At 49.1% G+C, this 15,664-nt stretch carries 18 protein-coding genes and 1 pseudogene; 15 read left to right on the top strand and 4 right to left on the bottom strand.

The window, feature by feature from the left end:
• Window positions 1-80 precede the first annotated feature (80 nt).
• Genes H1R82_RS11295 through H1R82_RS11260 form a run of 8 tightly spaced genes read left to right on the top strand, consistent with a single transcriptional unit; the run spans window position 81 to window position 6,110 of the window.
• Window positions 81-890 (top strand): DeoR/GlpR family DNA-binding transcription regulator, encoded by an 810-nt coding sequence (locus H1R82_RS11295; RefSeq protein ID WP_220215051.1) that lies wholly within the window; start codon window positions 81-83, stop codon window positions 888-890.
• Between the two features lie 14 nt (window positions 891-904).
• Window positions 905-1,333, top strand: coding sequence for a galactose-6-phosphate isomerase subunit LacA (gene lacA / locus H1R82_RS11290; RefSeq protein WP_181732577.1), 429 nt, complete (start codon window positions 905-907; stop codon window positions 1,331-1,333).
• Window positions 1,334-1,344: 11 nt separating this feature from the next.
• Window positions 1,345-1,863 carry a galactose-6-phosphate isomerase subunit LacB gene (gene lacB / locus H1R82_RS11285; protein WP_181732576.1) on the top strand — a complete coding sequence of 173 codons (519 nt, stop codon included), beginning with the start codon at window positions 1,345-1,347 and terminating at the stop codon, window positions 1,861-1,863.
• 28 nt (window positions 1,864-1,891) lie between these two features.
• Window positions 1,892-2,383, top strand: coding sequence for a PTS sugar transporter subunit IIA (locus tag H1R82_RS11280; RefSeq protein ID WP_181732575.1), 492 nt, complete (start codon window positions 1,892-1,894; stop codon window positions 2,381-2,383).
• Entirely contained in the window at window positions 2,376-2,681 is a 306-nt protein-coding gene (locus tag H1R82_RS11275) for a PTS sugar transporter subunit IIB (protein ID WP_181732574.1), read from the top strand. Before H1R82_RS11280 ends, H1R82_RS11275 begins: the two co-directional genes overlap by 8 nt.
• Before the next feature lie 24 nt (window positions 2,682-2,705).
• Entirely contained in the window at window positions 2,706-4,124 is a 1,419-nt protein-coding gene (locus H1R82_RS11270) for a PTS transporter subunit IIC (RefSeq protein ID WP_181732573.1), read from the top strand.
• Between the two features lie 28 nt (window positions 4,125-4,152).
• Window positions 4,153-5,109, top strand: a complete 957-nt coding sequence (locus H1R82_RS11265; protein WP_181732572.1) for a 1-phosphofructokinase family hexose kinase — start codon at window positions 4,153-4,155, stop codon at window positions 5,107-5,109.
• Entirely contained in the window at window positions 5,106-6,110 is a 1,005-nt protein-coding gene (locus H1R82_RS11260; RefSeq protein ID WP_181732571.1) for a tagatose 1,6-diphosphate aldolase, read from the top strand. Before H1R82_RS11265 ends, H1R82_RS11260 begins: the two co-directional genes overlap by 4 nt.
• A gap of 35 nt (window positions 6,111-6,145) precedes the next feature.
• On the opposite strand, the gene H1R82_RS11255 is transcribed toward H1R82_RS11260, so the two are convergent.
• Both H1R82_RS11255 and H1R82_RS11250 read right to left on the bottom strand, forming a co-directional pair.
• Window positions 6,146-6,466, bottom strand: a complete 321-nt coding sequence (locus tag H1R82_RS11255; RefSeq protein ID WP_181732570.1) for a cupin domain-containing protein — start codon at window positions 6,464-6,466, stop codon at window positions 6,146-6,148.
• Between the two features lie 97 nt (window positions 6,467-6,563).
• Entirely contained in the window at window positions 6,564-7,247 is a 684-nt protein-coding gene (locus H1R82_RS11250; protein ID WP_181732569.1) for a Crp/Fnr family transcriptional regulator, read from the bottom strand.
• 284 nt (window positions 7,248-7,531) lie between these two features.
• On the opposite strand from H1R82_RS11250, the pseudogene H1R82_RS14940 reads away from it, so the two are divergent.
• The 7 genes and pseudogenes from H1R82_RS14940 to H1R82_RS11215 all read left to right on the top strand — a co-directional run bounded on the left by H1R82_RS14940 (window position 7,532) and on the right by H1R82_RS11215 (window position 14,658).
• Window positions 7,532-8,620: pseudogene (locus H1R82_RS14940) on the top strand (FAD-binding oxidoreductase).
• Between the two features lie 340 nt (window positions 8,621-8,960).
• Window positions 8,961-9,863 (top strand): ubiquinol oxidase subunit II, encoded by a 903-nt coding sequence (locus H1R82_RS11240; protein ID WP_232334010.1) that lies wholly within the window; start codon window positions 8,961-8,963, stop codon window positions 9,861-9,863.
• 62 nt (window positions 9,864-9,925) lie between these two features.
• Window positions 9,926-11,830 carry a cbb3-type cytochrome c oxidase subunit I gene (locus tag H1R82_RS11235; RefSeq protein WP_181732621.1) on the top strand — a complete coding sequence of 635 codons (1,905 nt, stop codon included), beginning with the start codon at window positions 9,926-9,928 and terminating at the stop codon, window positions 11,828-11,830.
• Window positions 11,831-12,451: a cytochrome (ubi)quinol oxidase subunit III gene (locus H1R82_RS11230; protein ID WP_181732568.1), complete on the top strand. Its 621-nt coding sequence runs from the start codon at window positions 11,831-11,833 to the stop codon at window positions 12,449-12,451. It begins immediately after the preceding gene.
• Window positions 12,448-12,741: a cytochrome C oxidase subunit IV family protein gene (locus H1R82_RS11225; RefSeq protein ID WP_181732567.1), complete on the top strand. Its 294-nt coding sequence runs from the start codon at window positions 12,448-12,450 to the stop codon at window positions 12,739-12,741. The genes H1R82_RS11230 and H1R82_RS11225 overlap by 4 nt, the downstream gene beginning before the upstream one ends.
• A 15-nt stretch (window positions 12,742-12,756) precedes the next feature.
• Window positions 12,757-13,677 (top strand): heme o synthase, encoded by a 921-nt coding sequence (locus tag H1R82_RS11220; RefSeq protein ID WP_181732566.1) that lies wholly within the window; start codon window positions 12,757-12,759, stop codon window positions 13,675-13,677.
• Between the two features lie 33 nt (window positions 13,678-13,710).
• Complete coding sequence (locus H1R82_RS11215; protein WP_181732565.1) at window positions 13,711-14,658, top strand: COX15/CtaA family protein; 948 nt, start codon at window positions 13,711-13,713, stop codon at window positions 14,656-14,658.
• A 52-nt stretch (window positions 14,659-14,710) separates the two neighbouring features.
• On the opposite strand, the gene H1R82_RS11210 is transcribed toward H1R82_RS11215, so the two are convergent.
• Together H1R82_RS11210 and H1R82_RS11205 are read right to left on the bottom strand one after the other, a co-directional pair.
• The gene (locus H1R82_RS11210; RefSeq protein ID WP_370527090.1) at window positions 14,711-15,196 is read right to left on the bottom strand and encodes a cupin domain-containing protein; all 486 of its coding nucleotides are present in this window, start codon (window positions 15,194-15,196) and stop codon (window positions 14,711-14,713) included.
• Between the two features lie 156 nt (window positions 15,197-15,352).
• A complete protein-coding gene (locus H1R82_RS11205) occupies window positions 15,353-15,508 on the bottom strand; it encodes a hypothetical protein (RefSeq protein WP_181732564.1) in 156 nt (51 codons plus the stop codon).
• Window positions 15,509-15,664 lie beyond the last annotated feature (156 nt).

Here is a 15,664-nt window from a genome sequence, read left to right as displayed (position 1 = left end):
GGAGTGTCTGCCGGCGACCTTTTTTGTGTATATAATTTTCTTAATTTTTTATATTGAAAAAATATAATTCCGATTATATAATGATAAATGAAAACAAAAAAGAACATTTTCGAACAATAGAAAGCGGGGGGATCCGAATTCTCAAGCAAGAGAGGCATAAGCGGATCTTGGAAATGATTGAGGAAAACATGTTTTTAAAAGTGAATGAAGCCGCCAGGCGCTTGGGCGTAACCGAAATGACGATCCGGCGCGATTTTCAATTTTTGGAGGAACAGGGCCGGATCATCCGGGTTCATGGCGGTGCCAGGAAAAAGCCCCCGGGCGGGTATATCGAGCTGTCCCATGACGAGAAGAAAACGTTGAATATCAGGGAGAAAAAGTATGTGGCCAAGAAAGCCGCCGAATTGATCAAACCGGATGATACCGTTTTTATCGGACCCGGAACGACGACCGAATTGATTTATGATTATATCCAGGCTCCTTCTCTGAACGTCATTACCAACTCCATCACCATTTTTAACAAATTTCAGGAAAACAAAAATTTTCACGTGGTGTTGGTGGGCGGCCGGCTGCGGGAAAGGACAAAAACGTTTGTCGGGTATTTTGCCGGCAAATGGATCCGGGATATCAAAGTGCAAAAAGCTTTTATCGGGACCAACGGGATTGCGGACGAACACATCACCACTGCGGATGAGGAAGAAGGGGCGCTTCAGCGGATCGTGCTGGAAAATTCCGCAGAGAAGTATGTAGTGGCAGACAGCAGCAAATTCGGGGTCCGGGCTTTCCAAATCATCTGCCATGTTCAAGAGATTACGGGAATTATCACGGATCCGGACATTCCGCCCCTTTATCAGAAGTTATACAAAGATCAGTGCCAAATCATTTGCTGACGGGAGGTTGCCGCATGAAAATTGCCATCGGCAGTGATGCCAAGGGGTTTGAAATGAAACAAGACCTGATCGCTTATTTCCAAAGCTTGGGATATCCGGTCCGGGATGTGACGCCGGAACCGGATCTGGATTTTGTGGATGCGGCGGTCCGGGTTTCCAAAGCGGTCCGGGACCAACGGGCAGACCGCGGCATCATCATTGATGAATACGGGATTGGTTCATTCATGGCCGCCAATAAACACAAAGGCATCATTTGCGCCCATGTATGCAATGAACATTCGGCCGAGATGACCCGGAGACACAACAACGCCAATATCCTTGCCATCGGAAGCGGCATGGTCGGGAAAACGCTGGCCCGAAAGATCAGCCGGGTTTTTGTGGAGCAGGAATATGACGGCGGAAGACATCAAATCCGAGTCGACATGCTGAACCGGCAGTGCTGAGGAGGGGAACGATGAAGATATCCATCGGCTGTGATCACATTGTCACGGAGATCAAAGACCATCTCGTGAAATATTTGGAAGCAAGAGGGCACGAGGTGACCGATAACGGCACTTATGACAAGAAGCGGACCCATTATCCCGTATACGGGGTGAAAACGGCGAAAAAAGTTGCCGATGGGGACGCCGATCTGGGCATTGTTCTTTGCGGCACGGGAGTGGGGATCACCATCAGTGCCAACAAATTAAAAGGCATCCGGGCAGCTTTGGTGGAGGATGTGGAAGCGGCCCGATATGCGAGGGAGAAGCTGAATGCCAATGTGCTCGGCATCGGCGGGCGGATTGTGGGAATCGGGCTGATCGAAAGAATTGTGGATGCATTTTTGGAAACGGAATATGAGCCATCGGCAGAAAATGAACAAACGAATCAACAAATTGATGCATTCCTTGCCGGAAAGGATCCGGCGCAAGATGAACGCCTCTTTGACGACTTGATTGAGAAGTGGAACCGGGGGGAATATGCCGACCGGTGAAACCGGCGGAAATGGAGGGTCTGAACCGATGCCATCATTCTTTCGCCAAGACTTGATCTTTTTTTGTGACCCAAAAACACCGGAAGAAGTTTTTCGCCATATTGGCGGCATTTTGTGCGGGAAAGGGCTGGTAAAGCCCGGGTTTGTCCGATCGTTGATCCAACGGGAGGCCGATTACCCCACGGGGCTGGATTTGAGTCCGGTGGCCGGGGATTTGCCGAATGTTGCGATACCGCATACGGAAGCCGAATATTGTGCGGATCAAGCCCTTGCGGTTGTCAAACTGAATCACGAAATCCCGTTCAGGAACATGATGGCGCCGGAAAAGGAAATCAAGGTGAGATATCTCTTTTTTATCGTGAATCATGAAAAAGAACAGCAAAGCCGGATGTTATCCTATCTGATGGAGATTTTCACCGATGAAAAGCGGATGAGACGATTGGATCAATTGGAGGATCCGGCGGAAATTTACCGTTTTTTCACCAGTCATGAAAGCGGAAGGAGTGTTTCCGATGATTAAAATTTTGGCGGCCTGTGGTGCCGGGATCAATTCCAGTCACCAAATCAAAACCGGCATTGAAGAGGAGATGAAAAAACGCGGATATGACGTCCAAGTGGATACGATGGTGATGAAAGACATCACGGAAGAGATCTTGGCCAAATATGATATTTTTGCACCGATATCCAAACCGAAACTTCCTTTTGAGATTTCCATTCCCATCGTGGAAGCCGGGCCGATTCTCTACCGGATTTCTCAAATGGCGGATCCTGTCTTTGAAGAATTGGAAAGCGTTATCAAATCGTTGAAAAAACGTTGAGTCAGGGAGAAAGGGGGAATCGGGTTGGATTCGATCATCCGGTTTGCCAATCTTATTTTTGAACCGGTCATTGATTTGGGAGCCGCGCCCATGATGTTTATCCTGTTAACGCTTTTGGCGGTTCTCATGCGCGTTCCGGCCGGCAAGGCGGCAGAGGGCGGATTGAAATTGGCGATTGCGTTGACCGGCATGGGGATTGTCATTGACATTTTAACAAGTCATTTTTCTCCAGTGCTGGAGAGTTTTGTAAAATCAACCGGGATTGAACTTTCGATCACGGACGTGGGTTGGGCTCCTTTGGCAACGATTACATGGGGTTCGGCATACACTTTGTATTTTTTGTTTGTCCTGGTGGTGGTCAACCTTGTCCTGCTTGCTTTGAACAAAACCAACACGCTGGACGTGGATCTGTTTAATGTATGGCACTTGTCGGTGGTCGGTTTGATTGTCATGCATTATTCGGATAACCTGCTGTTGGCCACATTGCTTGTCATTTTGCTGGGTGTGATGAAATTGATCAATGCCGATATCATGAAACCAACGTTTAATGAGTTGTTGGACATGCCCCGGACCAATCCGACCACGACCACCCATTTGAACTTCATGTTGAACCCGTTGATCATGGTGATTGACAAAATCTTTGACAAATGGTTTCCGTTTATCGACCGGTTTGATTTTGACGCTGCCACTTTAAATAAAAAAATCGGTTTTTGGGGAAACAAATTTGCCATCGGAATCTATCTGGGCTTTTTTGTCGGCCTGTTGGGACAACAACCGGTAAAAACCATCTTTACCTTGGCTTTTATCGGCGGAGTGGCCCTCGAACTCTTTTCGGTCATCGGGCAATGGTTCATTTCGGCGGTGGAACCGTTATCACAGGGCATCACCAATTTTATGAGCAAACGGTTAAAAGGGAGGACTTTTCATATCGGAATCGACTGGCCCTTTCTGGCGGCCCGGCCGGAGATGTGGGCGGCGGCCAATGTGCTGGCTCCGATTATGCTGTTGATCGCCTTGATTTTTCCCGGCAACAAAATCCTCCCGTTGGGAGGAATCATCGCCATCGGTTTGACACCGGCTTTGCTGGTGGTGACACGCGGGAAAATCATCCGCATGATTTTGATCGGATCAGTCATGATTCCGGTGTTTTTCTTGTCAGGAACGGCGATTGCCCCGTTTTTTACACAAACGGCCAAAGCGGTCGGTGCATTTCCGGAAAATGTGGCCGCCAATGTGATGATCACGCATTCCACGTTGGAGGGACCGGTGGAAAAATTCCTGGCGATCTTGGTCGGCAAGCTGGGCGGGAATTGGAACATGCAAAATTTATTGCTGACCGCACTCGCATTTGCGGCTTACATTCTGTTGTTTGTCTGGTATCTCAAGCAAATGAAAAAACGGAACCGGCAATATGAAGTAGAAAAAGAAACCATCGCCGGATAACCGGTATAAAAACGGGAAGGGATCGCGATTGATTTTGACAATTACATTAAATCCTTCGGTCGATATCCGGTACACACTGGATTCGTTCCGGACGGGGACCGTCAACCGGGTGGAGCATGTTTCGAAAACGGCCGGGGGAAAAGGATTGAATGTGGCGAGGGTTTTGCGGCAATTGGGAGAGCCGGTGGCTGTGTCCGGATTTCTCGGCGGGGAACTGGGCGCTTATATCCGTTCGGAGATCGCGCAACTGGGCATCCGGGATGCTTTCGTTCCCATCCGGGGCCGGACCCGCAATTGCATTGCCATCCTTCATCAAGGGCTTCAGACGGAGATATTGGAAAGCGGACCGGTGATTGAAAAAAGCGAGCAGGAGCGGTTTTTAAGGTGTTTTTCGGAATACTCGGTCAAATCGAAGGTGATCACGATCTCCGGAAGTTTGCCCAAAGGGGTGCCGGAGCGCTTTTATGAACAATTGCTGGACAAAGCCCGGGGTGTCCCGGTCTTGCTGGACACCAAAGGAAGTTTGCTGAAAAAAGTGTTGGCATCGGGGAAAAAGCCTTACCTGATCAAACCCAATCAGGATGAACTGAACGATATGCTTGGCACCGGGTTGGATTCTCTTTCCCGTCTGACCGGGGCGTTGAAATCGCCCCTGTTGGCAGGAGTTCCCTGGATTGTCGTCACCTTGGGGGAAAAGGGCGCCGTGATCAAACATAAAGGGGTTTTTTACCGGGCCAAAGTCCCCCGCATCGAGCCGAAAAACCCGGTCGGATCGGGCGATTCGGTCATTGCCGGTTTTGCGGCGGGGATGGCCCGCGGCTTCGACGGTGAGCGGCTGATCCGGTTCAGCTTGTCCATGGGCGTGTTGAATGCCATGGAAGAAAAAACGGGTTATATCGATCCGCGGAAATTGAACGGTTGCATGAAAGAGATCCGAATCGAAACCGTTCATGAGGGACTGGCAGACGAGGAGGGAAACCGATGAGAAAGTTATCGCCCGGGAAACAAAAAGGGTTGGAAGCCATTTCAGACGAAAATCAGATCATTTTTGCAATGGCGATGGATCAGCGCGGCTCGTTGGGAAAAATGATCCGGTCATTCAATCCGAATGTTCCTTATGCCGAAGGATTAACCCGGTTTAAAGCAGCGGTCAGTGAAGTGCTGGGCAACCGGTCTTCTGCGCTATTGCTGGATCCGGAATACGGTTGGGAGGCAGCCGGAAAGTTAAATCAAGAGACCGGTTTGATCATGGCTTATGAGAAAACGGGTTATGATGCCTCGCAAAAGGGGCGCCTGCCTGCATTGGTGGACCGGTATGCCGTCCAAGATTTTGTGCGTGAAGGCGTCGACGCGCTGAAACTGTTAGTCTATTATGACCCGTATGAAGAAAAAAAAGTGAATGCCGTGAAAAAAGCCTGGATCAAACGGGTTGGCGACGAGTGCAAGCAAAACGATCTGTTGTTTATATTGGAGCCCGTTTCTTACAGTGCCGGCGGAATTCCGGAGAAAAGCAGGGAATTTGCCAAAATCAAACCCCGGATGATTGAGTATTTCATGGAAGAATTTTCGAAAGCGTGTTACGGGGTGGATCTGTTAAAAGTGGAAGCGCCGGTGCCTGTTTACTATATTGAAGGTTGCTGCGGCGGGAAGGCGGAGCCTGTATTCAGGCAAGAAGAAGCGGCCGAAGCCTATGACCGATGCTCTGAAAAAAGCGGCGTTCCTTTTGTTTATTTAAGCGGAGGGGTATCCCATGATCAGTTTATCGAGACGCTTCATTTTGCCAAACAGGCCGGATCTCGCTTTTGCGGATGTTTATGCGGGAGAGCGGTCTGGAAAGAAGGGGTGCAACCGTTTGCGGAGGAAGGGGAAGCCGCTTTCCATCATTGGCTTTCCACCGAAGGGCTGGACAACTTGAACCGCGTTGCCAAAGCCATCCGGGAGACGGCGACTCCTTGGAGCCGTTATTATGCAGTTTCCGGACAATAAAAAAGGGCGGCTGATGGCCGTCCGTTTTTTTATGATCATAAACTGCAACGGGGATTGGAGCCGATTTTAAACACCAGCAGGCTCGCATCCTGAAGCGCTTCAATGTCATGCTTTTCAAAGGGTTTCATATGCAGCAACGATCCTTCTTTCATGTGGTGCCGTTTTTCTTCCACACCAAAGAGGACTTCCCCGCTTGCCACATAAACAATCACATCGGTGTTGGCATGGTGGCGGGGGACAGTTTCCCCGGCTTTGATTTGCAGGTTGATCACCAGTCCTTGATCAAAGTCGAGCACTTTGTTGCGAGTGACTCCTTTATCAATCGGTCCTTCTTTTTTGATTTCAACCAAAGACACAGGCGGAGCCTCCTTCTTTCAAAACTTTATTTGAGTATGCCATAATATCGGGGACCGTGATGTGACATATATCACAAAAAATGTTTCGGTCTCCCGGTCACGAGAGTTTGGCCTGCAGGGTTTTTAAGTCCAGAATTTTGATTCCTTTCCGGCTCACATCAATCAGGTTTTCCTTTTTTAACTGGTTTAACACCCGGTTGACGGATTCCCGCGACAATCCCAGCATATTGGCAAAATCCTGGTGGGTTAAAGGCAGGGAAATGAATATGCTTTCGTCTTTGGAGACGCCGTATTCATCGACGAGCCTCAGCAAAGTCATGACCACCTTGTGATAAACATCACCGGAAATGACTTCCTGAAGGCGTCTTTGCAGTTGCAAAATTTTAACGGCCATGATTTTCATGACGGATTTGGCAATTTGGGGATTGGAATCCAGCAGGCGGTCAAAGTCATGGATGGGGATCGCCAAGAGTTTGCTGTTTTGGATGGTTTGCGCGGTTCCGGGGTAGGGGGAGTCGTCAAAAAAGCCCACGTGAGGAAACATATCACCTTTTTGGAGGATCGAAATCACTTGCTCGTTTCCCTGATTATCCACCTTGGTGACTTTGATGATCCCCGACTCAATGAAGTAGACCGTTGTTCTTGGTTGCGCTTCCATAAATATGGTGGAATGTTTGGGGTATTCCTTCAAGGTGGCGATTTGTGCGATTTTCTCCAGCTCTTCGTTGTTCAGGTCCCGGAAGAGAGGCACCCGTTTCAAGATTTCAACCTTGCGGTTCATACTTACCGCCTCCAGAAATGAAAATAATTGGTGTTTAATTTTATTCAAAGGGATGCGTTTCCTGTTCGTCAACAACAAAGCGTTTACGGTTCTGTCGACGTTCTGTGAACACCGGCGTTTTTGTGATCCAGATCACATTTTGTTCATCTGACAACGTTTTATAATGTTTAATAATTCATTTTATATACTTTATCATTTTTTATGTTGTCATTTATGAAGAAAAACATGTGGTTGCGCATCTTAAAAGGGAATTTTCGCTAGAGGAGTCTTTTCATAGATGCTCGATGAAGACGATGGAAATCATTAAAAAGCAACGGCTCCGGTACTGAAAGAAAACAGCGAAGCGATCGGAAAAACGGTTTTATGAATTATTGTTCACCCGTCATTCGGAGTTGATCCATATTTTTTATCACAGTCGGGCGTTCGGGGGCAAACCGGAACAATATCCCATGGTGGGCGAAACGCTGATTGAGGACGTCAAAGATGCGTTGGGGGACGGAGCGACGGGCGAGATCATCCAGGCTTGGGTGATGGCTTATGATTCAATCAATTCATCGGAATCGAACAATAGTTGTATGAACAAACGAAAACGAAAGAAGGTAATTGGTAAGGTTTCCGGGAATTTGTGGTGGTGAAAAAAGTGAAAGAAAGCGAGGCGATCACCTCCTGCTATTTAAAACCCAAAGACAATAAGCCCTTTGCTTCTTTCCGTCCCGGACAGTATCTGACCATCCGGAAGAAGATCCCGGGTGAAAAATACATGCATCACCGCCATTACAGTTTGTCCGATGTTCCCGGAAAGGAACACTTACCGGATCAGTGTGAAACGGGAAGATGCCCGAAACGGAAAGCCTCCCGGTGCGTTTTCCACTTGGTTGCATGAACAGGTGCAGGAAGGGAGTGTGCTTGAATTCAGTTCGCCGGCCGGTGACTTTGTTTTGGACACCGAATCCATGAACCCGGTCGTGTTGATCAGCGAAGGTGTCGGGTTCACCCCCCTCATGAGCATGTTGAACACCTTGGTGGAAAAACAGCCGGACCGGGATGTAACCAACATTCATGCGGCCATAAACGGCAAACATCATGCGATGAAAGAGCATGTGGCCCGTTTGGCGGAGACTTGCGACCGGCTGAAATCTTTATGTGATTTATGAATTGCCGACCGAAGAGCGGAAAAATCGTTTGACAAAAAGGGATGGATTGACAAGGAGTGGCTGGAGTCCGTGGTGGACCATCCCGGTGCCGATTTTTATTTGTGCGGTCCGGTTCCGTTTATGGAGGTTGTTTATTCGGCGCTCCGAAAAATGAATGTGGATGAAAGCCGCATTCAATATGAAGCTTTCGCCCGCTTGACACCATGGATACCGGTTTAAGATGGGACAAAAGAACAGAACACCACCCGTTACGGGTGGTTTTTTTGTTTGCGGGGCTTTTTGGTCCGTGGCAAGGAAAAGAAAGTGACAAAGCGTCAAACATTTTGTCGCTATTTTGTGAACGACGTCCGTTATGTGATTTGAATCACAAAAGCGGTGCAACCCCCCGTTTAAAGTGAAGATGTAACAAAAAAATGAAATACAGGTAGGAGGAATTCATACCAGAGAAACAAGAACATGAATCATTTTTATGAACCCTTATTTGTGATATTTATCACAAAACCTGGAGAATTGGACTCATCAGCCAGTAACATTCCAAGTGTTATGGGAGGGAGAATTGTTGAAGAAATTGCGGGCATCCAACAGACTGAGAAAGCTTTTGCCGGTGCCGGGATTTGTTCTCATTTTATTGCTGACCGGATGCGATGACCGTTATGTCATGTTTAATCCGGCCGGGCCGGTCGCCATGACTCTGTATGATCTGATCAAGTTGTCCGTTCTCATGCTGTCCTTGATTGTGATCCCGGTGATGCTGTTCTTCTTCTATGTGATTTACCGGTATCGGGACAAACCGGGAAATAAAGCTTCCTACCGTCCGGAGTGGGATGACAGCAAAATCATGGAGATCATTTGGTGGACCATTCCCGTGGTGATTGTCGCCATCTTGAGTGTGGCCACGGTTCGGGACACGTACGGATTGACGAAAAAACCTTCACCGAACAAGCCAATCACCATTGAAGTGGTTTCATTGGACTGGAAGTGGCTTTTCTTGTATCCGGAACAAAACATTGCCACAGTGAACCATGCACCCGTTCCGGCAGGAGTTCCGGTTCAATTTGTGCTCACTTCGGATGCGCCCATGAACTCCTTCTGGGTTCCGGAATTGGGCGGGCAATTGTACACCATGCCGGGAATGGAGATGCCGCTTTGGTTACAAGCCGACAAACCCGGTGTGTATGAAGGGAAAGGAGCCAACTTTACCGGAAAAGGCTTTGCCCACATGAACTTTGAAGTGATTGCAAAACCGCAGGCGGAATTTGATGCATGGGCAGAAAGCGTGAAGAAATCCGCACCTGTTTTCACCCAGGAAAAATATGATCAATTGAAACAGCCGGGTTTGGCAAAAGAGCAGTCGTATTCGTCTTATCCGCCCAAACTTTACAAACAAATTGTGGATAAAAACGGAGGAATCTATTGGGACAAACATGATATGGACGTTCGCCATGAATCTGTTCATGAATAACGGAAAGGTGGGATCCAACAGTGATTCAGCAAATCGTTGATTACCTGAAAAACGCCCACCCCATGATTCAAATGTCAGCGGTTGCTTCCTTGGTTGTTCTGCTCGGAATCATCTTTGTGCTGACATATTTTAAAAAGTGGGGATGGTTGTGGCGCGAATGGCTGACCACGGTGGACCATAAAAAAATCGGGGTGATGTATCTGATTTGTGCCCTGATCATGTTGTTCCGCGGTGGCGTGGATGCGCTGTTGATGCGAATTCAGCTGGCGGCGCCCAATATGCACTTTCTCGATCCGCAGCATTATAACGAAATTTTTTCCACGCATGGAACGATCATGATCTTGTTTGTGGCCATGCCGATGATCTTTGCCATGATGAACATTGCGGTTCCCCTTCAAATCGGGGCGCGCGATGTCGCATTTCCTTTTTTGAACGCACTCAGTTTCTGGTTGTTTTTCTTCGGTGCGATGTTGTTTAACCTGTCCTTTATCCTGGGCGGCGCGCCGGACGCCGGATGGGTGGCTTATCCGCCGTTATCCGAGGTGGATTTCAGTCCGGGGCCCGGAATCAACTACTACCTGATGTCGCTCCAGATCTCAGGGATCGGAAGCATTGCAACCGGTGTCAACTTTATCGTCACGATCCTGAAAATGCGTGCACCCGGCATGACCTTGATGAAAATGCCGTTGTTTCCCTGGTCGGTGCTCGGGTCTTGCATCATCATCATTTTCGCTTTCCCGGCCTTGACCGTTGCTTTGGCGCTTCTCGGGTTGGACCGGATTTTTGATACCCATTTCTTTACGATGGACGGCGGCGGAAATCCGATGATGTACATCAACCTGTTCTGGATTTGGGGTCACCCGGAAGTATACATTGCCATCCTGCCGGTATACGGAATTTTGTCGGAAGTGATCAGCACCTTCAGCAAGAAACGCATTTTTGGTTACAAATCGATGGTGATGTCGCTGATGCTCATCAGCGTGATCAGTTACTTCGTCTGGGCACACCATTACTTTGTGATGGGGGCCGGACCCGGAGTCAACGGTTTCTTTGCCATTGCTTCCATGGCGGTCGGAATTCCGACGGGTGTGAAGGTGTTTAACTGGCTGTTTACGATGTTCAGGGGACGGATCCGGATGACCCTGCCGATGATGTGGGCACTTGCTTTCATTCCTTGCTTTGTCGTGGGTGGAGCCACCGGAATCATGCTGGCGGTGGCACCAGCGGATTACCAGTTCCACAACAGTTATTTCCTCATTGCCCACTTCCATCAAGTCTTGATCGGGGGAGCGGTCTTCGGACTGTTGGCCGGAATGTATTACTGGTGGCCGAAAGTGTTTGGCTTCAAATTAAACGAGAAGCTTGGAAAATGGGGTTTCTGGTTCTTTAACATCGGCTTTTATGTCTGCTTCATGCCGCAATACGCTTTGGGATTCATGGGCATGACCCGGCGCGTGTACACTTACCCGGCTGAATCGGGTTGGGGAGATCTCAACTTTGTCTCCACCATCGGTGCCTTTATGATGGGAGCCGGCTTCTTGTTCATCGGTGCTCAAATTGTCTACAGCTTGTTCCATAAAGAGCTGGACACAACCGGAGATCCGTGGGACGGACGCACCCTCGAATGGTCGATTCCTTCCCCTGCGCCGCATTACAACTTTGCCCAAATCCCGGAAGTGGGAAGCTTTGACGCTTGGTGGGAGAAAAAACGGGGCAACCGGGACAGTTTGAAAACCGGTTCAAAACTCAAACCGATCCACATGCCGAAAAACACACCCATTCCGTTCCTCATGTCGATCGCTTTCTTTATCGGCGGATTCGGATTGGTGTTCAGTCAATTCACCATTGCGATGATCGGGTTGATCGGGATCATTGCATGTATGTTGTGGCGCTCGTTGGAAAAGGATGACGGTTATTTCATTCCCGTCGATGAAATCAAAAAAGCGACTGCCAAGGGGGTGTCGTAAATGGGAGCGACGGAACAACGCGCCGTTTTGGATCACCAAGCGCATGACCATGAACATCATGAGGATCAAGACCGTTATGTTCTGGGCTTTTGGGTGTTTCTTGCGTCGGATTTGGTGCTGTTTGCCAGCATCATTGCCACTTATTTTGTCTTGCGCACGCATACTGACGGGGGACCAACCACGGCGGAACTGTTTGAAATTCCGCTGTTCACGCTGGAAACGCTCCTGCTTTTGACCAGCAGCTTTACTTGTGGTTTGGCGATGCACGCGATGAGAAACAACCGCTTGAATGCCATGATCGGGTGGATCGCCGCCACGATCGTCCTGGGATTGGCGTTTGTCGGGATTGAGGCCAGCGAATTTGTCAAATACGTGGCGGAAGGCGCCACCATGCAGCGGAGCGCGTTTTTGTCCGGATTTTATACACTGCTTGGGACCCACGGACTTCACGTGTGTCTGGGCATGGTTTGGCTTTCCTCTGTGATGGTTCAGCTGAAGCGCCAATCCATCAATCCGACCACGGCAAGGAAATTCACAAATGCGGGGCTCTACTGGCACTTTTTGGATGTGGTGTGGATCCTGATCTTCACGTTGGTTTATCTGGTGGGGGTGATTGAATGAAGAAACCAAGCAGTTTCCCCTGGTCTCATGTGATCGGATTTATCGGATCGATCGTGCTCACGCTTTTGGCGATCGGGTTTGCCGTCCGTTCCCCGCTTTCCATGGTTGGAACCCTGACGGTTTTGCTGGTGTTGGCCGCTTTGCAAATTTTGATTCAGTTAATCTTCTTTATGCACATTAATGAAAAAAGAGGACCGGCTTATCATACCATTGCCATCTCGCTGGGATTTGTGTTTACGTTCGCCGTGATTGCCGGATCCATTTGGGTGATGACCTTCAGTTACTTTTAATAAGGGGTGAGGAAAATGCCGGCTCCATCGGTTCATGCGGTTTCATCGGACCCCCGGTTTCTCTCCGTGGTGATCAATAAGGTCAAGGCGTATGTGGCCTTGACCAAACCGCGGATTGTTCTCCTGATGGTTTTTTCGGCGCTTTGTTCCGCCATCGTTGCCGAGGGGGGATGGCCGGAGGTTTGGACCTTGGTTCATATGTCGGTCGGTTTGGCGTTGTGTGCCGCGGGGGCGTCCGCTTTTAACATGTGGTACGACCGTGACATGGATCAACTGATGAAACGCACCATCCATCGTCCGCTTCCAACCGGCCGGATCCGTCCGCAATCGGCACTTTGGTTTGCAATGGGTCTGGGAATGTTGTCCCTGATTTGGTTGGCCGTTTTCGTCAACGGGCTTTCCGCACTCTTGGCACTGGCCGGCTATTTGTATTACACCGTGATCTACACGATGTGGCTCAAACGGAGAACGCCGCTGAACATTGTCATCGGGGGCGGAGCCGGCGCGCTTCCCCCAATGGTGGGATGCGCTGCAGTGACGGGGGAAATCGGTTGGACAGCCGTGTGGTTGTTTGCCATTATCTTCGTTTGGACGCCGCCTCATTTCTGGCCGCTGGCCATGGTGAGAAATGAGGAATATTGCCTGGTCCGCGTTCCCATGATGCCGGCAGTCCGGGGCTTTCGTGTCACCAAACAGCAATGTTTGGTCTATACGGTGCTTCTTTTGCCCGTCTCTTTGGGATTGGCGATGACCGGATCCGTTGGCGGTTTTTATCTGGTCACGGCCGTCCTGGCCGGATTGGCTTTTTTGGCGGTTCAGATCCTGATGTGGCGGGAGCCGGATGATGAGATCCTGTGGGCAAGACGGGCTTTTCGGGCTTCGTTGGTTTATTTGACGGTTTTGTTTGCTGCCATGGCCATGGATGTATTGATATAATTTCTCCTTTTTCTTTAAGAAGGGAGGGAGAGGATGCAAATGGCAACCATCTGCCGCCATCGGAATAAACTTTATCCGTTGGCGCTCATCACGCTGATCGGGTTGTTTTTGGTCAATCTCATCGGTTTTGTCGACACCAAGACAGGGTCCACTTTTGGTTGCGGCGAAGAGTGGCCCCTGTGTAACGGAGAATGGATTCCAAGCCAATGGAATAAGCATGTTGCCATTGAATACACCCACCGGGTGAGTGTCCTGGTTGACATGATCCTTTTGTTCGTGTTGACCGTTCTCTCCTGGACACGATACCGGGACCAAAAAACGATGCGAATCATTATCGGCGTTTGTTTTTCGGGATTTATCGGGGAGTCAATATTGGGCGCGCTGACGGTTCTTTTTGACAACCCCCCGTGGGTGCTGGCGTTTCATATGGGGATGGCCCTCACCTCGGTGGTGGGATTGTATTTGTGGACGGGATGGTTGTACCGGAATGAGGCGGACCCGTCACGCCGCCAACCGGAAGCGGATCCCGCCGGGATGAGAAAGCTGGGGCAATGGGCCTGGTTTGCGGTGATTTATTTCTTCTTCGTGGTGTATTTCGGGGCGTATGTTTCATTTACCGGTTCCGGTTCTTTCTTTCAAGGATGGCCCGTCCCGACGGAACCTTATGATATTGCCCGGCATGCGCTGGTGATCGACTGGGTTCACCGCCTTTCAGGCTTTGTTCTTCTTTTGTTGATCCTCCGGCTGAGCGTGTTGGCTTACCGGATGCGTCATGAAAGAAAGGATTTGTGGGGCATATGCCGGGCCATGTTGATCCTGATCGTCTTGCAGTTTTTAAGTGGCGGTTTGTTGATTTACACCGGGTTGAGTCTGGCGGCCTTCCTGCTCCATGTCACCTTTCCCAGCCTGGTCATTTGCCTGTTGAGTTGGCTGGCCTTTAAAACCGTACCGCAAAGAAGAAAAGGGGCTTTCAAATATTAGACAAGAGCAACAGGCCACCAGGATAAGGTGGCCTGTTTTGATTTTGGGAAAATCATCTTTCTCTTTCCATCGCATCCCGCTTGGTCCGGTGAACCGTGCCGAACGGATGCTCCGGCGGTGCGTAAATGCTGTAGAGTTTCAAAGGTTGATATCCCGTATTGATGATGTTGTGCCATGTACCGGCCGGAACCATAATGGCATCATCTTCAAACACGGCTCTTTGAAAATTTAACCGGTCTCTTTGCGGCCCCATTTGCACCCAGCCTTGGCCTTCCTCAATGCGCAAAAACTGATCTACATCGCGGTGAACCTCCAAGCCGATATCCTCTCCGGGGTTAATGCTCATCAACGTCACCTGCAAATGATCTCCTGTCCAGATGGCCGTGCGGAACGTTTGGTTTTGTTCAGCCGCTTGTTCGATATTGATGACAAAGGGTTTTTTTCCCTGATCGTTGAACCGGCCCCCGTTGGGATTGGACGGATCAGGGATTTGAGCATAATAAGGATACGGATAAGGGGGATACAGGTAGTGATACACATTGCTCATCCCTTTCAAAGAGTTTCATGCTTTTAAAAGGTAATTTCACCTTATACATATGGGGATCCGTGGGCAGATGTTCCGTTCTGATCAAATCAAAGAATGAACGAAAAAGAAAAAGACCTCATCAGGAGGTCTTTTTTCTGTCAAAACGCTTCAAATTAAATACAAAATGATGAAAATGATGATCAATACACCATCCAGGATACTGGCCAATATATAGGCCGATTTGGGTTCCCATCCCAACTTTTTTCCCAAAGTGATGGCCCCGAAGAGGAAGACCGTTGACAATACGGCATAGATTAAGATCAAATATAAGATTTCTATTTTGATCCCTCCGTTTTCCTATACAGATTGATCAGCGATGATACCAGTTCCCGAAGAGTTATTCGGAAAAGCATCGGATTTTTTGTCAGAATACTTTCTGTTTGGAAAGAAAACCATTTTGTTCATTTTTGGGGGCTTCCG

Source organism: Thermoactinomyces intermedius, assembly GCF_013912365.1.
In the GTDB taxonomy this organism is placed as follows: domain Bacteria; phylum Bacillota; class Bacilli; order Thermoactinomycetales; family Thermoactinomycetaceae; genus Thermoactinomyces; species Thermoactinomyces intermedius.
This window is presented reverse-complemented; position numbering and strand designations above follow the sequence as displayed.

Coding starts and splice junctions, on each gene's coding strand:
- H1R82_RS11215 (WP_181732565.1), top strand. CDS start 13,711: ATGCAAATGGCAACCATCTGCCGCCATCGGAATAAACTTTATCCGTTG.
- H1R82_RS11275 (WP_181732574.1), top strand. CDS start 2,376: ATGATTAAAATTTTGGCGGCCTGTGGTGCCGGGATCAATTCCAGTCAC.
- H1R82_RS11225 (WP_181732567.1), top strand. CDS start 12,448: ATGAAGAAACCAAGCAGTTTCCCCTGGTCTCATGTGATCGGATTTATC.
- H1R82_RS11235 (WP_181732621.1), top strand. CDS start 9,926: ATGATTCAAATGTCAGCGGTTGCTTCCTTGGTTGTTCTGCTCGGAATC.
- H1R82_RS11250 (WP_181732569.1), bottom strand. CDS start 7,247: ATGAACCGCAAGGTTGAAATCTTGAAACGGGTGCCTCTCTTCCGGGAC.
- lacA (WP_181732577.1), top strand. CDS start 905: ATGAAAATTGCCATCGGCAGTGATGCCAAGGGGTTTGAAATGAAACAA.
- H1R82_RS11280 (WP_181732575.1), top strand. CDS start 1,892: ATGCCATCATTCTTTCGCCAAGACTTGATCTTTTTTTGTGACCCAAAA.
- lacB (WP_181732576.1), top strand. CDS start 1,345: ATGAAGATATCCATCGGCTGTGATCACATTGTCACGGAGATCAAAGAC.
- H1R82_RS11260 (WP_181732571.1), top strand. CDS start 5,106: ATGAGAAAGTTATCGCCCGGGAAACAAAAAGGGTTGGAAGCCATTTCA.
- H1R82_RS11230 (WP_181732568.1), top strand. CDS start 11,831: ATGGGAGCGACGGAACAACGCGCCGTTTTGGATCACCAAGCGCATGAC.
- H1R82_RS11220 (WP_181732566.1), top strand. CDS start 12,757: ATGCCGGCTCCATCGGTTCATGCGGTTTCATCGGACCCCCGGTTTCTC.
- H1R82_RS11295 (WP_220215051.1), top strand. CDS start 81: ATGATAAATGAAAACAAAAAAGAACATTTTCGAACAATAGAAAGCGGG.